We start from the raw sequence: 14,527 nt of genomic DNA on the forward strand, positions 1-14,527 counted from the left end.
GACCCTGTTGGGCGCCGACCTGCAACCGGACCGCGTCGTCACCGCCGCCGACCTGGAGCAGGACGGCATCGCCTGGCCCGAGGCCCACTCGCCGGACCCGCTGCTGCCCCCGGGCAAAGTGCCGATGTTCATCGGCCACCCGGTGGCCATCTTGATCTGGCACGACTTCGAGCGCTTCCGTCAGGCCAAGCGCAAACTGCAGTTCAACGACCAGGCGATCCGCTACGGTGCCCAGGCCCCGCTGTATCAGCGCGACCCTTACGGCAGCTTTCGTTTCGTGCGGGTGGGCGGGGCTACGCCGTTCGACGACGATGAATTCTCCAGCCTGAAGAACTCCATGCTGTTCCCGACCATTCTCAACCGCAAACCGGTGTGGTCCAAGCAGCCCAACCAGCATGGCAACCTGACCGAGCAGGGGCTGTTCTACGCCGGGCGCATCGCCGAGCAGTTGGCTAACCCGCCGGAGAACTGGCTGGTGTTCGACGAACGCTACAAGACACCCTCCATCGAACCTGCAGCCCTCGAGCCGGACAACGGCAACGGCTGGTATGACCCGGCCACCGGCACCCTGCACTTCGTGGTCGCGACACAGTGCCCGTTCGAAGTGGCGCAGGAATGCGTGCACATGATCAAGCCGTCGCGCTTTGCCCTGAACACGTTGAACATGCACCCGGGCTACACCGTGGGCTATGGCTCGAAGGACAACAACATCTTCGTCTTCTACGCCGCCGTGGCCGCGTTGTACGGCGCGGGTGTACCGATCCGCCTGGCCAACGACCGCTACGAGCAGTTCCAGAGCGGCATCAAGCGCCATGCCTTCGATATCCGCTACCAGTTGGCCGTGGACAAGCGTGACAACAGCTTCAAGATCTTCCGTGCCGACCTGAGTTGCGACGGCGGCGGGCGTATCAACTACAGCCCGTCGGTGGCGGCGGTGGGGGCCACGGCGGCGCAGTCGATCTACTACATGCCGCAGAACGACCTGTCGGTCACCGCCTACCATTCGCGTGGGGTCGAGGCCGGCTCAATGCGCGGCTACGGCACCCTGCAGACCATGGCTGCGACCGAGATGATGGTCGACGAGATCGCCGGTCGCCTGGGTGTCGATGCCATCGACCTGCGCCGCGCCAACGCACTCAAGTCGGGCATGAAGAACACCCAAGGCGCGGTGCCGGCCGGTGCCCTGCGTCTGTACGAGATCCTCGACAAGGCCGCCGTGCACGACTGGTGGCGCAACCGTGACGCACGCAAGCAGCAGATGGATGCCCAGGACCAGGACCACTGGTACGGCGTAGGCTTTGCCATCTGCCAGAAGGACTTCGGCACCGGTTCCGAAGCGCCGATGGCCAGCATCGAGTTCAGCCGCGACGGGCGCATCAGCCTGCGCCATATCGGCACTGAGCTGGGCACTGGCATGTCCACTTCCCAGGCCCTGGTGGTCAGCGATTTCCTTGGTCGCTCGGCGGACGAGGTCAGGACTGCAGTCACCGAATGGCCGGAGTTGCAGCTGACCACCAGCGGCAACCCGTACCTGATCAGCCAGCCCGAGCAGGACGCTGCGCTGCGCAACCCGCGCTGGGTCGGCAAACTGGCTTCGCCATCATCGGCGACCAACTCGGCGTTCTACTTCAGCCATGCCACCCGCGAGGCGGCGCGCGTACTGTTCAACCACGGCCTGTGGCCGGCGGCCATGGCCATCTGGAGCCAGGGGCCATACGGCGGCCAGGCCAACCCGCTGGTGGTGCGCCGCGAGAATGCGGTGTGGGTCAACGGTGAGCTGACCGGCAACGGTCTGGCGCCGATCCCGTTCGCCCAGCTGGCCCAGAAGGCCCACGACATGGGCCTGGTTACCGGGGTTAGCGTGCACGGCTTCAACCGCTGGAGCTGGGCCCAGGCCGACTTCGTCGTCGACGGCGTGCGCGAGCGCTTCCCGCTTGATGCCGTGGCGGTGAAATACGGCGATGGCGCGGTGAATGCCAAGAAAGCGCAGATGAGCAGCCACGGCTACCACCTGCTCGACCGGCAGAACGCGCACTACCCGGACACCCAACTGAACAATGCCATGGTCACCTACTACAGCCCGGTGGCGACCATCGTCGAAGTCAAGGTCAACAAGGGTACGCATGAGGTGCAGGTGCTCAACCACCACAGCTGGGTCGAATGCGGCCGGGTGCTGGTGCCGGAACTGGTCAAGGGCCAGCTCGAAGGCGGTATCGCCATGGGCATTGGCCATGCACTGACCGAAGAAATGCCGATGTACGAGGGCGGGCCCGGGGAGGGCGACTGGAACTTCAACCGCTACCGCCTGCCGCATGCGCGTGACGTGGCGGTATGGAAGCAGACCAGCGAAATCCTCCCGCCGCTGTCACCGACCGACCCGTCGAAGGGTATCGCCGAAGTGGTGATGATCCCGGTCGTCGGCGCCATCGGCAACGCTGTCGCGCATGCCATTGGCAAGCGCGTGCGCGATCTACCCATCACCCCAGCCCGTATCAAGGAGGCCCTCAATGGCTAACCGTCCACTGCAACTGACCCTCAACGGTCAACCGGTCGGCCCGGTCGAGGTCCCTGATGACCTGGCGATGATCGATTACCTGCACGAACACCAGAACCTCACCGGTTCGCGCCTGGGCTGCGGCCAGGGCATCTGCCACGCCTGCGTGGTGATCGTCGACAAACCCGACGGTACCAGCGAGGAAGTGCGCACCTGCATCACCGGTGCTCACTACTTCGAAGGCAAGAAAGTCCGCACCATCGAGGGCCATGCCAGCCAGGACGAGGCCGGCAACCTGACGTTGAACCCGATCCAGCAGAAATTCGTCGACCTGTTCGCCTTCCAGTGCAGCTACTGCGCACCGGGCTTCGTCAACGCCGCCACCGTACTGGTGGAAACGGCGCAGCGTCAGCCGCTGAAAGAGAGCGAGGTGGAAGAGCGCATCGAGGCCAGCCTGGGCCACCATATCTGCCGTTGCACCGGCTACGTGCGCTATTACGCTGCCACCCGCACGGTGCTCAACGACCTTGGCCTGGTCAAGGAGGGTTGAGCATGGCTTTCGTTCGTAGCGCACTGGCGCTGGCCCTCGGCCTTGCCGTCACTTCAGCTGCCCTGGCCGACGACCAGGCACAGGTCAAGCGCGGTGAATACCTGGCCCGCGCGGCCGACTGCATGGCCTGTCATACCGCCGAAGGCGGCGCCCCATACGCCGGCGGCCTGCCGATTCATTCACCATTCGGCACTATTTATGGCAGTAACATCACCCCGGACAAGCAGTACGGCATCGGCAACTACAGCGCCGACGAGTTCTTTGCCGCCGTCACCGAGGGCAAGCGCAAGGATGGCGCCAACCTTTACCCGGCAATGCCGTACACCTCGTACCACCTGATCAGGCGCGAGGACTCGGACGCAATCCTCGCTTACCTGATGACCGTCCCGCCGATCAACCGCCCGGCGCCGCAGACCGCGCTGCGCTTCCCGTTCAATGTGCGCCTGGGCTTGAGTGGCTGGAACATGCTGTACGGCAAGAGCGTGCAGTTGCAGCCCACCGAAGGCAAAAGCCCGGCCTGGCAGCGTGGGCAGTATATGGTCGAGGTGATGGGCCACTGTGGCGAATGCCATACTCCGCGCAACCCGATCGGCGCGTTGCAGCAGGACCTGCGCCTGAGCGGCGGCCTGCTGGGCGGCTACCTGGCCCCAAGCCTGCTGGCGCAGGACCTGGCCGAGCGCGGCTGGACCCAGCCAGACCTGACCACCTTCCTCAAGCACGGCATCAGTGCCCAGGGCAGTATGTTCAACGAGATGTTCCCGGTGGTACACCACAGCACCCAGCATCTGCAGGACGTTGACCTGGCCGCCATGGCCACCTACCTGCTGGGCGACCAGCCACCGCCGGCCAAGGTGATCCAGGCGGTTGCCCTGGAACAGATGAGCGACAGTGCCAAACGCGGGCATCAGCAGTACCTGAACGTTTGCGCCGGCTGCCATGGGGTAGACGGCGAAGGCAAGCCGCACATCGCCGTGGCCATGCGCGGTAACACCGTGTTGCGCCAGGATGACTCGCGCAACCTGGTCAAGGTCATCCTCGAAGGTATCCGCGAGCAGCAGTTCACCGGCTTCGAACGCATGCAGCCGATGCCGGGTTTTGCCGACAAGCTCGATGACCAACAGGTGACGGATATGGTCAACTACTTGCGCCAGGCCTGGGGTGGACTGCCTGGCGACATGAACCTACAGCAGCTCGCCGAGCTGAAGGCGGAGTAAGCGTGCAGCATCTCGATCTACAGGTGATCCGCCAGGCCTTGCAGTGGTCGTGCGCTGGCCAGCGGGTGTGGTTGTGCACGGTGCTCGCCACCTACGGCTCGGCGCCGCGCGCGCCGGGTTCGCTGCTGGCGGTGAATGCCGGTGGTCAGTGGCTGGGTTCGCTGTCCGGTGGCTGCGTCGAGGACGATTTCCTTGAACGGGTGGCCGCGGGTGAATACCCCGAGCCGGTTGTCATCGTGCGTTACGGCGATGGCAGCGACCCGCGTTCAAGCATCCGCCTGCCGTGTGGCGGCGTGCTTGAGGTGCTGGTGGAAAACCTGCCGGCCGAGTGCGAGGTGCAGGCCCACCTGCGTGCGCTGGAAAGCGCGCTGCTGGGCCAGCGCCGGGTGCTGCGCGAGGTGAGCCTGCCCCAGGGGACGCGCCAGCTGGCCGATGACCTCAGCCAGGGGCCACGTGTGGAGCGGGAACACGCCCGTGTACGCTTGCGCGTCGGTGCTGCGCAGCGTCTACTGCTGGCCGGGTATTCCAGCGTGGCACATTTTTGCGCCGAATTTGGCAGGGGCATGGGTTTCGAAGTGGTGCTTTGCGAGCCACGTGAAGAATTGCTAGAGGGTGTGCAACTGGATGGCATCGAGGTGCGCCGCGAGCTGCCCTCGGAGTTCATCCTCAACGGCGGTTGCCATGCCGATACCGCAGTGGTGGCACTTACCCACGACCCGAAGATCGATGACCTGGCGATGCTCGAAGCCGTGCGCACCGAGGCTTTCTACATCGGCGTGATGGGCTCCCGGGCCACTTCCGACAAGCGCCGTGAACGCCTGCAGCGCATTGGTGGCCTGGGTGCTACCGAGCTGGGTCGCATCCACGCCCCGATCGGCCTCAACCTGGGCAGCAAGACCCCGGCGGAGATCGCCCTGGCGGTGTTGGCCGATATCCTCCGCGTGCGCAACGGTATCGAGCGGGTGGCGCTGTGAACGTGGTTGCATTGGTACTTGCTGCCGGGAACAGCGTGCGTTTCGGCACTGACAAGCGCCGGGCGCTGTTGATGGATGGTCGCAGCTTGCTGGTGCATAGCGTCGAGCGGGCCTGTGCAGTGTTCGATGATGTGCGGGTAGTGCTGCGCGACCGGGAGCGGGGCATGGACCTGGGGTTGCCACCGGGATGTCGGGTGATCTCCAGCCCGAATTGCGCATCGGGCATGGGCCATAGCCTGGCAGCCGGCGCCGCATCACTGGTCGACAGCGAGGCGCAGGCGGTGGCCATACTGTTGGGGGACATGCCTTGGGTGGAGACCGCGACCCTCGCGGGGCTGGGTTTCAATGCGAGCGCATCGACCATCGTCTTGCCTTGCCATGACGGGCAACAAGGGCACCCCGTGCTGTTCGGGCGCGCTTTCTGGCCGGCGCTGGCGCGGCTGACGGGTGATGAAGGTGCGCGTTCGGTGGTCAAGGCCAACCCGGCGAGTTGTGTCAGGTTGGAGGTGCAGGATGCCGGTGTGCTGCTGGATGTCGACAGCCCGGACGCCGTGCACTGGTGAACGCGCTTGTCAGCGCCGCTACCATGTCTTCGTAGTCCTGGGGATTTACCAGCCAGAACAGGCCACAGCCGTGGACCAGTATTCAGGAAGACGATCGGGGAGTTTGCCTTGGTAATGATCGAGGGCGCAGGGCGCTACAGGTTGGTGGCCGACGGTGTTCCGAAGGTTTCCAGGAAAACGGTGAGATCACGTCCATTTGTCAGGTCCTTTTTGTGTGCTCAGAAGTCGGAGAAACTGTAGGGTTCGAGGGTGGCAATCTGAGAAAGCAGTATCAAGTGTTCCACTGCCTTGACTTTTTCGATATTGGCAAGCTCACTTGGTCCGCCGAACGCCAAGGCCGGAACGAAACCGTACATTTCTTCGGGTTCAAGTATGCCGAGGCTATTTTTAGCAGGCACAAACATGTCACCGAAGTCATTCGAATCCAGATCTCGACTGGCAAAGAAATTTTGCACCTCTCTGTCCATGTCGGCCGTTGTTATCTCACGCTTACTAGCAATATAACGGCCTATGTGTGGCGCGACTTTCAATGAAAATCCTGTGCTTTCACCAAACAGGTAAAGGTCGCCAAAGGCGCCTCGGGCGATGAGATGAAATCTGTCGAAGGTTGCTAGATTTGCACTCTCAAGCACAGATGCGACCACCCCCTCATACTCTTTTGGGTTCACGGTCCAAAATATTCCTTCCCCGTACCCACACCACCCATGCTCAATCCAATATTCCAGAAGTTTGTCCGGTAGCTTCCCCAAATAGTTTTCGATAGTTGATGGGGGAACCTCCTGTCTGTGCATGGGTGCTCCAGCTTCTTCGATGAAAACAGAGAATGCTTCATCCATATGATGATCTCCCGTCTGTCAGCACTTGTGTAATTTCACGTTTAAATGGCCGCTCCCGCCACCCGACCCAGCCATTTCTTCGGCGACTTGGCGGAGCCCTCCGATCCGGCTTTTCCACTGAGGGCCGATGCTCGAATTAACCTTTTTATCGCCGAAGTCAGCGATAGTGTCTCGTCCACCCGCACTAAGATCAGGGTTGTGCAACGCTGCGAGCGTTGACATCGTCTCCTTGGCTTGCGTTTCCGAAAGCTTTCTTGCTTCACGCGGCCCCATCGTTCTGGATAAGTCCTGGTGAATCCTGTCTCTTAAATTTGTGTATAGATCCCTACGTGCCTTTTTGGCAAACTTGGGGTCACATTTGATGGGGTTGTTAACATTTTCCAGGAACTCTTCAACCGTCAGGCGGTTCAATCCATCCTACTGCCCTTTCAACTGCCGCTCAAACTCTCCATGCTTCGATGCTGGCAATTTGTCCGCCTTGAAGCACGACACCGTATGCAGCGGCATGCTACCGGGCTTCCCTGGCGACGGCTCCTTGTCCTTGCCCGTCGGCCGCTGCGGGGGTATGGATTGTGATTCAATCACTGCTCCTTTGCGCCGCTCCGGCACCTGCAGATCCGGCCGTTGCTTCAACCCCTCTTCATGCTTGAGCATCCATTGCCCCAGCCTTGCGCCTTTGCGGCTGGCTGCCGTCTCCTGTGCCAGCACCCGGGCATCGCCGCGCCCGCGGGTGAGATACGACACCATTGCCCCCAGCAGCAACACCACCACGTCCACATGGCCCAGGGCGATGTGGTGAGCAGCCCTGGAAACTGCGTGCGGGTCGTCCCTCCCGAACGGGTTCTGGCTTTCGTCCCGCGTGCCCTCCCAGGCAATGCGGATGCCATCGAGGTAGTACTTGCCGGTGCGGGGCAGGCCTTCGATAAAGAATTCGGCAATCGAGGAAAGCCCTAGTACACCCAGTATCCAGCCACTGACCTTGAGCCCGATCATCGCGCCTGTGCCGGCCAGGGGAATGGCCCCGGCCCCCGCGCCAAATACCCCGATGCCGGCGCCAATGGCAGCGCCGCTGAGGGTGCTGCCGACGACGATCATCGCCATCTCTCTCACTGCCTGGAGCAGTTCGTTGAGGATGCTGGCGATTTCCAGCTCGGCAAAGCGCCGACGCAGGATGTTGCTGGCCTGCCATTCGGCCTGGTTGAAGGCTGACTGGACAGCCCTGACCCGACGTAGGTTGAGGGCCAGTGAAGCTGCCGGTTCGTTGAGCTGGGTACGATAATGGGCGTGTCCCTGATAGCCCGTTTCATCGGCAATGCGTGATTCGATCTCGGACCACGAGGGTACGGGGTAACCAAGGTACATGGGTGTCTCCCTGACAGCGTGGGCAGGGGGAAATCCCATCATGGATCGGGTTCGGAATTGCTGAGTCAGTGGTAGGAAAAGGCGACTTCGTTTCCGGGGTGTGAAAATTGGCGATTGGCAAGGCCGTTAGCGCAGCCTGAGCGGGTACCCCACCCAGGTCACAAAGGTCCATAATCCCCCCTTAATCCGCCCAAGGTGCAATACCCGCCACACCACTCCGGGAGCCTCCACCATGCATGTTCTGCTCTGCGAGGACGACGACCTGATCGCCGCCGGCATCTGTGCCGGCCTCACCGCCCAGGGCCTGACCGTGGACCGGGTGGGCAACGCCAAGGATGCGCGCGCGATGTTGCAGGCCGCGCAGTTCGACGTGATGATCCTCGACCTCGGCCTGCCCGACGAAGACGGCCTCAAGCTGCTGCGCCGCCTGCGTCAGCAGGGCGAGACACTGCCCGTGCTGGTGCTCACTGCCCGCGATGCAGTCACCGACCGCGTCGATGGCCTGCAGGCCGGCGCCGACGACTACCTGCTCAAGCCCTTCGACCTGCGCGAACTGGCCGCACGCCTGCATACCCTGCTGCGGCGGGTGGCCGGGCGGGCGGTGAATGGGATCGAGCACGGCCCGCTGCACTATGACCCGAGCAGTTGCGTGGCCACCCTGGCCGGCCACCCGGTCGACCTGTCCCGCCGTGAGCAGGCGCTGCTTCAGGCCCTGTTGCAGAACCCCGGGCGAGTGCTGTCCAGCGAGCAACTGAAAGACTGCGTGTACGGCTTCAGTGACGAGGTCGAGAGCAATGCCCTGAACGTGCATATCCACCACCTGCGGCGCAAGCTGGGTAACGGCATCGTCGAAACCGTGCGCGGCCTGGGCTACCGACTGGGCCCGGCGCAGGCGCCGGAAGAGGCAGCATCATGAGCCTGCGGGTGCGCCTGAGCCTGATCCTGGGCAGTGCCTTCGTGATCATCTGGGCGCTGGCTGCCGCCTGGATGCTGCGTGACCTGCGCCAGCAGATGATGTTTTCCCTCGACCAGCGCCTGGTGGCGTCGGCACGGATGGTCGCCGGGCTGATCGACCAGCTGCCGCAACCGCTCACCGCCAAGGGTGGCGAGGCGCATTTTTCCGCTGACCAGTTCAGCGTGCCAGACGGCATGGCCTGCCAGGTCAGCTCGCTGCGTGGCGAGATCCTGGCCAGCAACCACAAGCACGATGGCGCCATGGACGACGAGCGCAGCGGTTTCCGTGACCAGACCATCGACGACGCACGCTGGCGCACCTTCACCTACAACCACGGTGATGTACGCATCACCACCGCCGACCGGCACATGGAGCGCGAGGCGCTGAACCAGTCGATTCTGCTGGCGGCGTCGGCCCCGGTGTTGATGGCGCTGCTTGGCAGCCTGGGGTTGCTGTGGATCGGCCTGGGCAAGGGCCTCGAGCCGCTCAACCGCATGCGTGATGCACTGCGCCGACGGCGCGCGGACAGTGTCGAGCCGCTGCAGGTGGCCGGCATGCCCAGCGAGCTGCAGCCGTTGCTGGAAACCCAGAACCAGCTGTTCCTGCGCATTGCCCAGACCATCGAGCGCGAGCGGCGCCTCACCGACGACGCCGCGCATGAATTGCGCAGCCCGCTGACCGCGATCAAGACCCACCTGCAGGTGGCGCGCATGACCGACGGTGCCGTGCGCGAGCAGGCGCTGGAGCATGCCGAGCAGGGCACCGACCGCATGCACCGCACGCTGGAGCAGTTGCTGATGCTGGCGCGGGTGGAAGGGAGCCTGTCGTTCGAGGATGGCGTGCAGTGCAGCGCCGAGCAGGTGGCCCGCCAGGCCGTGCAGGATGCCGGGGGCGGTGACAACCGGCGCATCGTGTTGCGCCTGCCGGAGGAGGCCACGCAGATCTACCTGGGCATGCCCGCACCGCTGGCAGTGGCGGCGCTGCGCAACCTGCTGGACAACGCCCTGCGCCATGGCGGTGATGCGGCGGTAGAGCTGGACGTGCAGATGGCCGACGGGCAGGTGGGTTTCATGGTGCGTGACCATGGGCCGGGGATTGCCGAGGCGGACCTGGAGCACCTGACCGAGCGCTTCTGGCGTAATGGGCAGAGTGGTGGCTGCGGCTTGGGCCTGGCGATTGTGCAGGCGATCGTGCAGCGCTGTGCCGGGCACCTCAGGTTCGACAGCCGTAGCGACGGGTTGCGGGTGCTGTTGCAAGTGCCGGCGCGCCCGGGGCATTGATTTCGACCGCCGCGAAAGGGCCGGTGCAGGTAAAGCAAAATCCGGTAACAACGGCTAAATCCTCCCCGCACTCAAGCGTTTCCCAAGCGATAACCGCTCATTCGCTTGCTTGCGAGGATTCACCCATGTCCACCGCTTCCAGCCTTGCCCAGGTCCCGCCGGCCAGCGCGCCGCAGCCTTTGTACGAGTTCAACGATTCGCCGTTGCTGCAACGCCAGCAGCAGCAGGAGTCCAACGCCCGCAGCTATCCACGACGCATCCCGCTGGCGCTCAAGCGCGCCCGTGGCATCTATGTAGAGGATGTCGAAGGCCGCCAGTTCATCGACTGCCTGGCCGGCGCTGGCACCCTGGCGCTGGGCCACAACCACCCGGTGGTGGTCGAGGCAATCCAGCGGGTACTGGCCGACGAGCTGCCTCTGCATACCCTGGACCTGACCACGCCGGTCAAGGACCGCTTCGTACAGGACTTGTTCGGCATCCTGCCAGAGGCCCTGCGCCGCGAGGCCAAGGTACAGTTCTGCGGCCCGTCCGGCACCGACGCGGTGGAGGCGGCGCTCAAGCTGGTTCGCATCGCCACCGGCCGCAGCACGGTGCTGGCCTTCCACGGCGCCTACCATGGCATGAGCCAGGGCGCCTTGAGTCTGATGGGCAGCCATGGGCCGAAACAGCCGCTGGGGGCTTTGCTTGGCAGCGGTGTACAGTTCATGCCGTACCCTTACGATTACCGTTGCCCGTTCGGCCTGGGCGGCGAAGCCGGGGTCAGGGCCAGCCTGCATTACCTGGAAAACCTGCTGCTCGATCCGGAAAGCGGTGTACCGCTACCGGCTGCGGTGATCCTTGAGGTGGTGCAGGGCGAGGGCGGCGTGGTTCCGGCCGCTATCGAATGGCTGAAGGGCGTGCGCCGTATCACCGAGCAGGCTGGCGTGGCGTTGATCGTCGATGAGATCCAGAGCGGCTTTGCCCGTACCGGGCGCATGTTCGCCTTCGAGCACGCCGGCATCGTGCCGGACGTGGTGACCCTGTCCAAGGCCATTGGCGGCAGCCTGCCGCTGGCGGTAGTGGTGTACCGCAAGTGGCTGGACACCTGGAAGCCAGGCGCACATGCCGGCACCTTCCGTGGCAACCAGATGGCCATGGCGGCGGGGTCGGCGGTGATCGATTACCTGGTCGAGCACCGCCTGGCCGAGCATGCGGAGGCCATGGGGCTGCGGCTGCGCAAGCATTTGCAGCCGCTACAGAAGGATTATCCGCAACTGGGTGATATTCGCGGGCGTGGGTTGATGCTTGGAGTGGAACTGATCGATCCACAAGCGCCGCGTGACGCCCTGGGTTACCCGGCGGCCAATCGTGACCTGGCCGCGAGAGTGCAGCGTGAGTGCCTCAAGCGTGGGTTGATTCTGGAACTGGGTGGGCGGCATGGCGCGGTGGTGCGCTTTCTGCCGCCGTTGATCATCAGTGGTGAACAGATCGATGAAGTGGCTCAGCGGTTTGCCGAGGCGTTTATCGCGGCCGTCTGATCGATTGTCGGGGCCGCGCTGCGGCCCTTTCGCCGTCAAGCCGGCTCCCACAGGGACCTCATCAGGGCCGACAGGCGCTGAAAATGTTGTGGCGTGCACCTGTCAGCCCTGAGGCGACCCCTGTGGGAGCTGGCTTGCCGGCGAAAGGCGTGCACAGCGCGCCCGGCGCAAATCAATCGAATGTCCCCCGGCGCGCAGCCCTTGATCAGGCTGCGCAGGCCTTGCTGCAACGCTTGGGTGATGCTGGCGGAGCTGGACATGCGGGGGGCTTTTGCAAGCGGTGGTCTTCAGGAGCGAGCCGCCAGCGGCGCAAATTAACTCCACCCTGGCGGTTACCACCCGCGCCCGGAGTTCACCCAGAAGTTCACCGACAGCGAAGTGGATACCGACTCCACCTGGTGGAACCAGCCCTCAGGCAGGAACAGCAGGTCACCGGCCTGCAGCACCACGCGTAGAAAGGGCACGTCACGCGCTGCCGGGAAGCGCTGGTAATCCGGCGCGTCGGGGTTGAAATCACAGCCGTCGAGGCCGCCTTTGGGGCTGGTCGACCAGGTGCCCAAGGCCGGACGGTGATGCGGCGCGGCGAGGATGAACGACTTCTGCCCCCAGACCTGGGCGAACAGGTTGTCGGCATCGTCGCGGTGCAGGGGTGTGAGGGTGCCCTTGGGGCCGATCCAGATGCGCGGCGCGATGAATTTGTCGCGGCTGAAGTACTGCGGGTGACGGATCAGCGTCAACAGCTTCTCTGGCACGATGTTGTTGCCCATGTAGGCAGGGGTTTCACCCGGTTTGGCCGGGGTGTCCAGCGACGCGATGAAGTCGGCCATGGAGGTGGAGCGGAAGTCGCGGTCGGTGGAGAAGGTTTTCTTCACGTAATCGCCGTGCCGGGTGATGCCCTGCAATTCGGCGAAGTGCTCCAGCGAGGCTTGCGGACCCATGGTGAACAGCGGCCAGTCCTGCAGCGCATCGCAGATGACTACTGGTTTGCCGTGCTCCAGGTGCTCGCGCTGGAAGCGCGCCAGGGGCATGTCGGTGTAGGCGATGCGTGCCACCTCGCGCTGCAGCGGTTGCGCGGCCGACACCCGTTCGCTCAGGCGCGCCGGTGTCGGGTAACGCTGGTTCATCGATGCCTTGGCAGTTGGCGTGCCGCGACGGGCGTTGCTGATAATCTGCGGCAGCAAAGTGGCCAGGCCCATGTTGCCGGTGATCTTCAGCCGGGCGCTGGCGAACAGTTCCTCGACGTTGGCCGTGCCGCCCATGATGCCGAGGAAGTCGCGCTCGGCCACTTCGATGGTGACATCCGGAGCGCTGTGCCGGCCGGCACCGGTGCGGCTGCTGTCGCGCACCTCCGACCAGAAGGCCCGGTCGTCGCCGAAGACGAACTGGAAAACGCCTTCGATGCCGACGGCATGGGCGTTGGCGAACAGTTTGCTGAGGATGCTCTGAAGGTCCACGGTAAGCCTCTGGCGGTCTTTCGTTGTGCAGGAATAACGAGTACCTGCACCAGCGATTTAGGCGTGTGGTGGGTAATTTTTCAGGCTGCTGCTACGTCCCGTAGGAATGTTCGCGTCACATTCTTCACCCAAGGAACCCACATGGCATTGCATCCTGATCTGGCGGCATTTCTGGAACTGGTCGAATTTGGCCGGCTGACGGGCAGGAGCCTGCCCATGCATGCGATGGACGTTGCCCAGGCCCGGGCCGAGTTCGCCGGCAGCTCGCAGGTACTCGACCCGAGCCCGCCCGGCAATCTCACCGTCAGCGAACTGCAGCTCACCGCCCGCGACGGGGCCAGCCTGGCAGCGCGTCTGTATCGCCAGGGCGATGGCGGGGATGCCTTGCAACCGGTGATCTTCTACCTGCATGGCGGTGGCTATGTGGTTGGCAGCCTCGACTCGCATGACTCGGTGTGCCGCCGTCTGGCGGCGCTTGGCGAGTTTGCGGTGCTGGCGCCGGACTATCGGCTGGCGCCTGAGCAGCAGTTCCCGGTGGCCCTGCACGATGTGCTGGATGTCGCTAACTGGCTGGCCGAACAGGCAACGGCGCTGGGCCTGGACAGCCGCCGGGTGGTGCTGGCAGGGGACAGTGTGGGGGCGAGCCTGGCGGCGGTACTGGCCATTACTGCGGTCGAACAGCCCGAAGCGCTGGCATTCAAACCGCTGGCGCAGTTGCTGTTCTACCCGGTGACCGATATTTCCTGCCAGCGTGATTCTCATCGCGAGCACGCCGAGGGCTACCTGCTGGAGACGCCTACCCTGGAGTGGTTCTACCAGCACTATGCGCCGCTGCCTGCGCAGCGCCTGGACTGGCGGGTGTCGCCGTTGCTGTCGACGCTGCGGACACCCTTGGCGCCAGCGTACCTGTTCGTGGCCGAGTATGACCCGCTGCATGATGAAGGCATTGCGTATCGGGACTGGTTGCTGGCGGGCGGAACGGCGGTGAGCTTTGCCCGGGTGGAGGGGTTGACCCATGACTTCCTGCGCATGTCGGGGATTGTCGGGCAGGTGGAGGGGCTTTATCGGGATGTTGGGGAGTGGTTGAAGGTGGTCGACGGTCAGTCATGACTTTCCAGCTTCCAGCTTCCAGCTTCCAGCTTGCAGCTTGCAGCTTGCAGCTTGCAGATATGTGCCGGTTTTGATGCAGCGAACAGTCCATTTGCGATGGCGACGCTTACTCACCTTTTCGCCCTTACGGCGAGTCACTTTTTTTCTTGGAAAAAAGTAACCAAAAACCGCTCGCTCCCATCATCCGGCCCCTACGCTGCGCTTCGGGGTCCCCTCAC

11 protein-coding genes and 1 pseudogene are annotated in these 14,527 nt (G+C 63.9%); 9 read left to right on the forward strand and 3 right to left on the reverse strand.

What is annotated here, in order from left to right:
* From HP547_RS18350 to HP547_RS18370, 5 genes are all read left to right on the forward strand, one after another.
* Positions 1–2,515, forward strand: a 2,515-nt coding sequence (locus HP547_RS18350; protein WP_172287024.1) for a xanthine dehydrogenase family protein molybdopterin-binding subunit, incomplete at its 5' end; no start/stop codon positions are given.
* Positions 2,508–3,044, forward strand: coding sequence for a (2Fe-2S)-binding protein (locus HP547_RS18355; RefSeq protein WP_172287025.1), 537 nt, complete (start codon positions 2,508–2,510; stop codon positions 3,042–3,044). The genes HP547_RS18350 and HP547_RS18355, both read left to right, overlap by 8 nt.
* A gap of 2 nt (positions 3,045–3,046) precedes the next feature.
* Positions 3,047–4,258: a cytochrome c gene (locus HP547_RS18360; RefSeq protein ID WP_172224124.1), complete on the forward strand. Its 1,212-nt coding sequence runs from the start codon at positions 3,047–3,049 to the stop codon at positions 4,256–4,258.
* 2 nt (positions 4,259–4,260) lie between these two features.
* Positions 4,261–5,232, forward strand: a complete 972-nt coding sequence (locus tag HP547_RS18365) for an XdhC family protein (RefSeq protein WP_172224127.1) — start codon at positions 4,261–4,263, stop codon at positions 5,230–5,232.
* A complete protein-coding gene (locus HP547_RS18370; RefSeq protein ID WP_172287026.1) occupies positions 5,229–5,795 on the forward strand; it encodes an NTP transferase domain-containing protein in 567 nt (188 codons plus the stop codon). Before HP547_RS18365 ends, HP547_RS18370 begins: the two co-directional genes overlap by 4 nt.
* 218 nt (positions 5,796–6,013) lie before the next feature.
* On the opposite strand, the gene HP547_RS18375 is transcribed toward HP547_RS18370, so the two are convergent.
* Both HP547_RS18375 and HP547_RS18380 read right to left on the reverse strand, forming a co-directional pair.
* On the reverse strand, positions 6,014–6,631 hold the full coding sequence (locus tag HP547_RS18375; RefSeq protein WP_172232895.1) for a GAD-like domain-containing protein: 618 nt from the start codon (positions 6,629–6,631) through the stop codon (positions 6,014–6,016).
* Between the two features lie 18 nt (positions 6,632–6,649).
* A pseudogene (locus HP547_RS18380) lies at positions 6,650–7,993 on the reverse strand (DUF6861 domain-containing protein).
* Between the two features lie 232 nt (positions 7,994–8,225).
* Between HP547_RS18380 and HP547_RS18385 the strand changes: the two are divergent.
* The 3 genes from HP547_RS18385 to HP547_RS18395 all read left to right on the forward strand — a co-directional run bounded on the left by HP547_RS18385 (position 8,226) and on the right by HP547_RS18395 (position 11,745).
* Positions 8,226–8,909 carry a response regulator transcription factor gene (locus HP547_RS18385; protein WP_172287027.1) on the forward strand — a complete coding sequence of 228 codons (684 nt, stop codon included), beginning with the start codon at positions 8,226–8,228 and terminating at the stop codon, positions 8,907–8,909.
* Positions 8,906–10,228, forward strand: coding sequence for an ATP-binding protein (locus tag HP547_RS18390; protein ID WP_172230523.1), 1,323 nt, complete (start codon positions 8,906–8,908; stop codon positions 10,226–10,228). The genes HP547_RS18385 and HP547_RS18390 overlap by 4 nt, the downstream gene beginning before the upstream one ends.
* 125 nt (positions 10,229–10,353) lie before the next feature.
* Positions 10,354–11,745: an aspartate aminotransferase family protein gene (locus tag HP547_RS18395; protein WP_172287028.1), complete on the forward strand. Its 1,392-nt coding sequence runs from the start codon at positions 10,354–10,356 to the stop codon at positions 11,743–11,745.
* Positions 11,746–12,077: 332 nt separating this feature from the next.
* Here the strand turns inward: HP547_RS18395 and HP547_RS18400 are convergent, their stop codons facing one another.
* On the reverse strand, positions 12,078–13,199 hold the full coding sequence (locus HP547_RS18400) for a cupin-like domain-containing protein (RefSeq protein WP_172287029.1): 1,122 nt from the start codon (positions 13,197–13,199) through the stop codon (positions 12,078–12,080).
* A gap of 141 nt (positions 13,200–13,340) precedes the next feature.
* Between HP547_RS18400 and HP547_RS18405 the strand changes: the two genes are divergently transcribed.
* The gene (locus HP547_RS18405) at positions 13,341–14,309 is read left to right on the forward strand and encodes an alpha/beta hydrolase (RefSeq protein ID WP_172287030.1); all 969 of its coding nucleotides are present in this window, start codon (positions 13,341–13,343) and stop codon (positions 14,307–14,309) included.
* Positions 14,310–14,527: the final 218 nt, after the last annotated feature.

This window comes from Pseudomonas sp. CM27 (genome assembly GCF_013179515.1).
Classification (GTDB): Bacteria; Pseudomonadota; Gammaproteobacteria; order Pseudomonadales; family Pseudomonadaceae; genus Aquipseudomonas.

Excerpts from the sequence above, each read along its gene's own strand:
- HP547_RS18355 (WP_172287025.1), top strand. The coding sequence starts at position 2,508 with ATGGCTAACCGTCCACTGCAACTGACCCTCAACGGTCAACCGGTCGGC.
- HP547_RS18360 (WP_172224124.1), top strand. The coding sequence starts at position 3,047 with ATGGCTTTCGTTCGTAGCGCACTGGCGCTGGCCCTCGGCCTTGCCGTC.
- HP547_RS18375 (WP_172232895.1), bottom strand. The coding sequence starts at position 6,631 with ATGGATGAAGCATTCTCTGTTTTCATCGAAGAAGCTGGAGCACCCATG.
- HP547_RS18385 (WP_172287027.1), top strand. The coding sequence starts at position 8,226 with ATGCATGTTCTGCTCTGCGAGGACGACGACCTGATCGCCGCCGGCATC.
- HP547_RS18390 (WP_172230523.1), top strand. The coding sequence starts at position 8,906 with ATGAGCCTGCGGGTGCGCCTGAGCCTGATCCTGGGCAGTGCCTTCGTG.
- HP547_RS18395 (WP_172287028.1), top strand. The coding sequence starts at position 10,354 with ATGTCCACCGCTTCCAGCCTTGCCCAGGTCCCGCCGGCCAGCGCGCCG.
- HP547_RS18405 (WP_172287030.1), top strand. The coding sequence starts at position 13,341 with ATGGCATTGCATCCTGATCTGGCGGCATTTCTGGAACTGGTCGAATTT.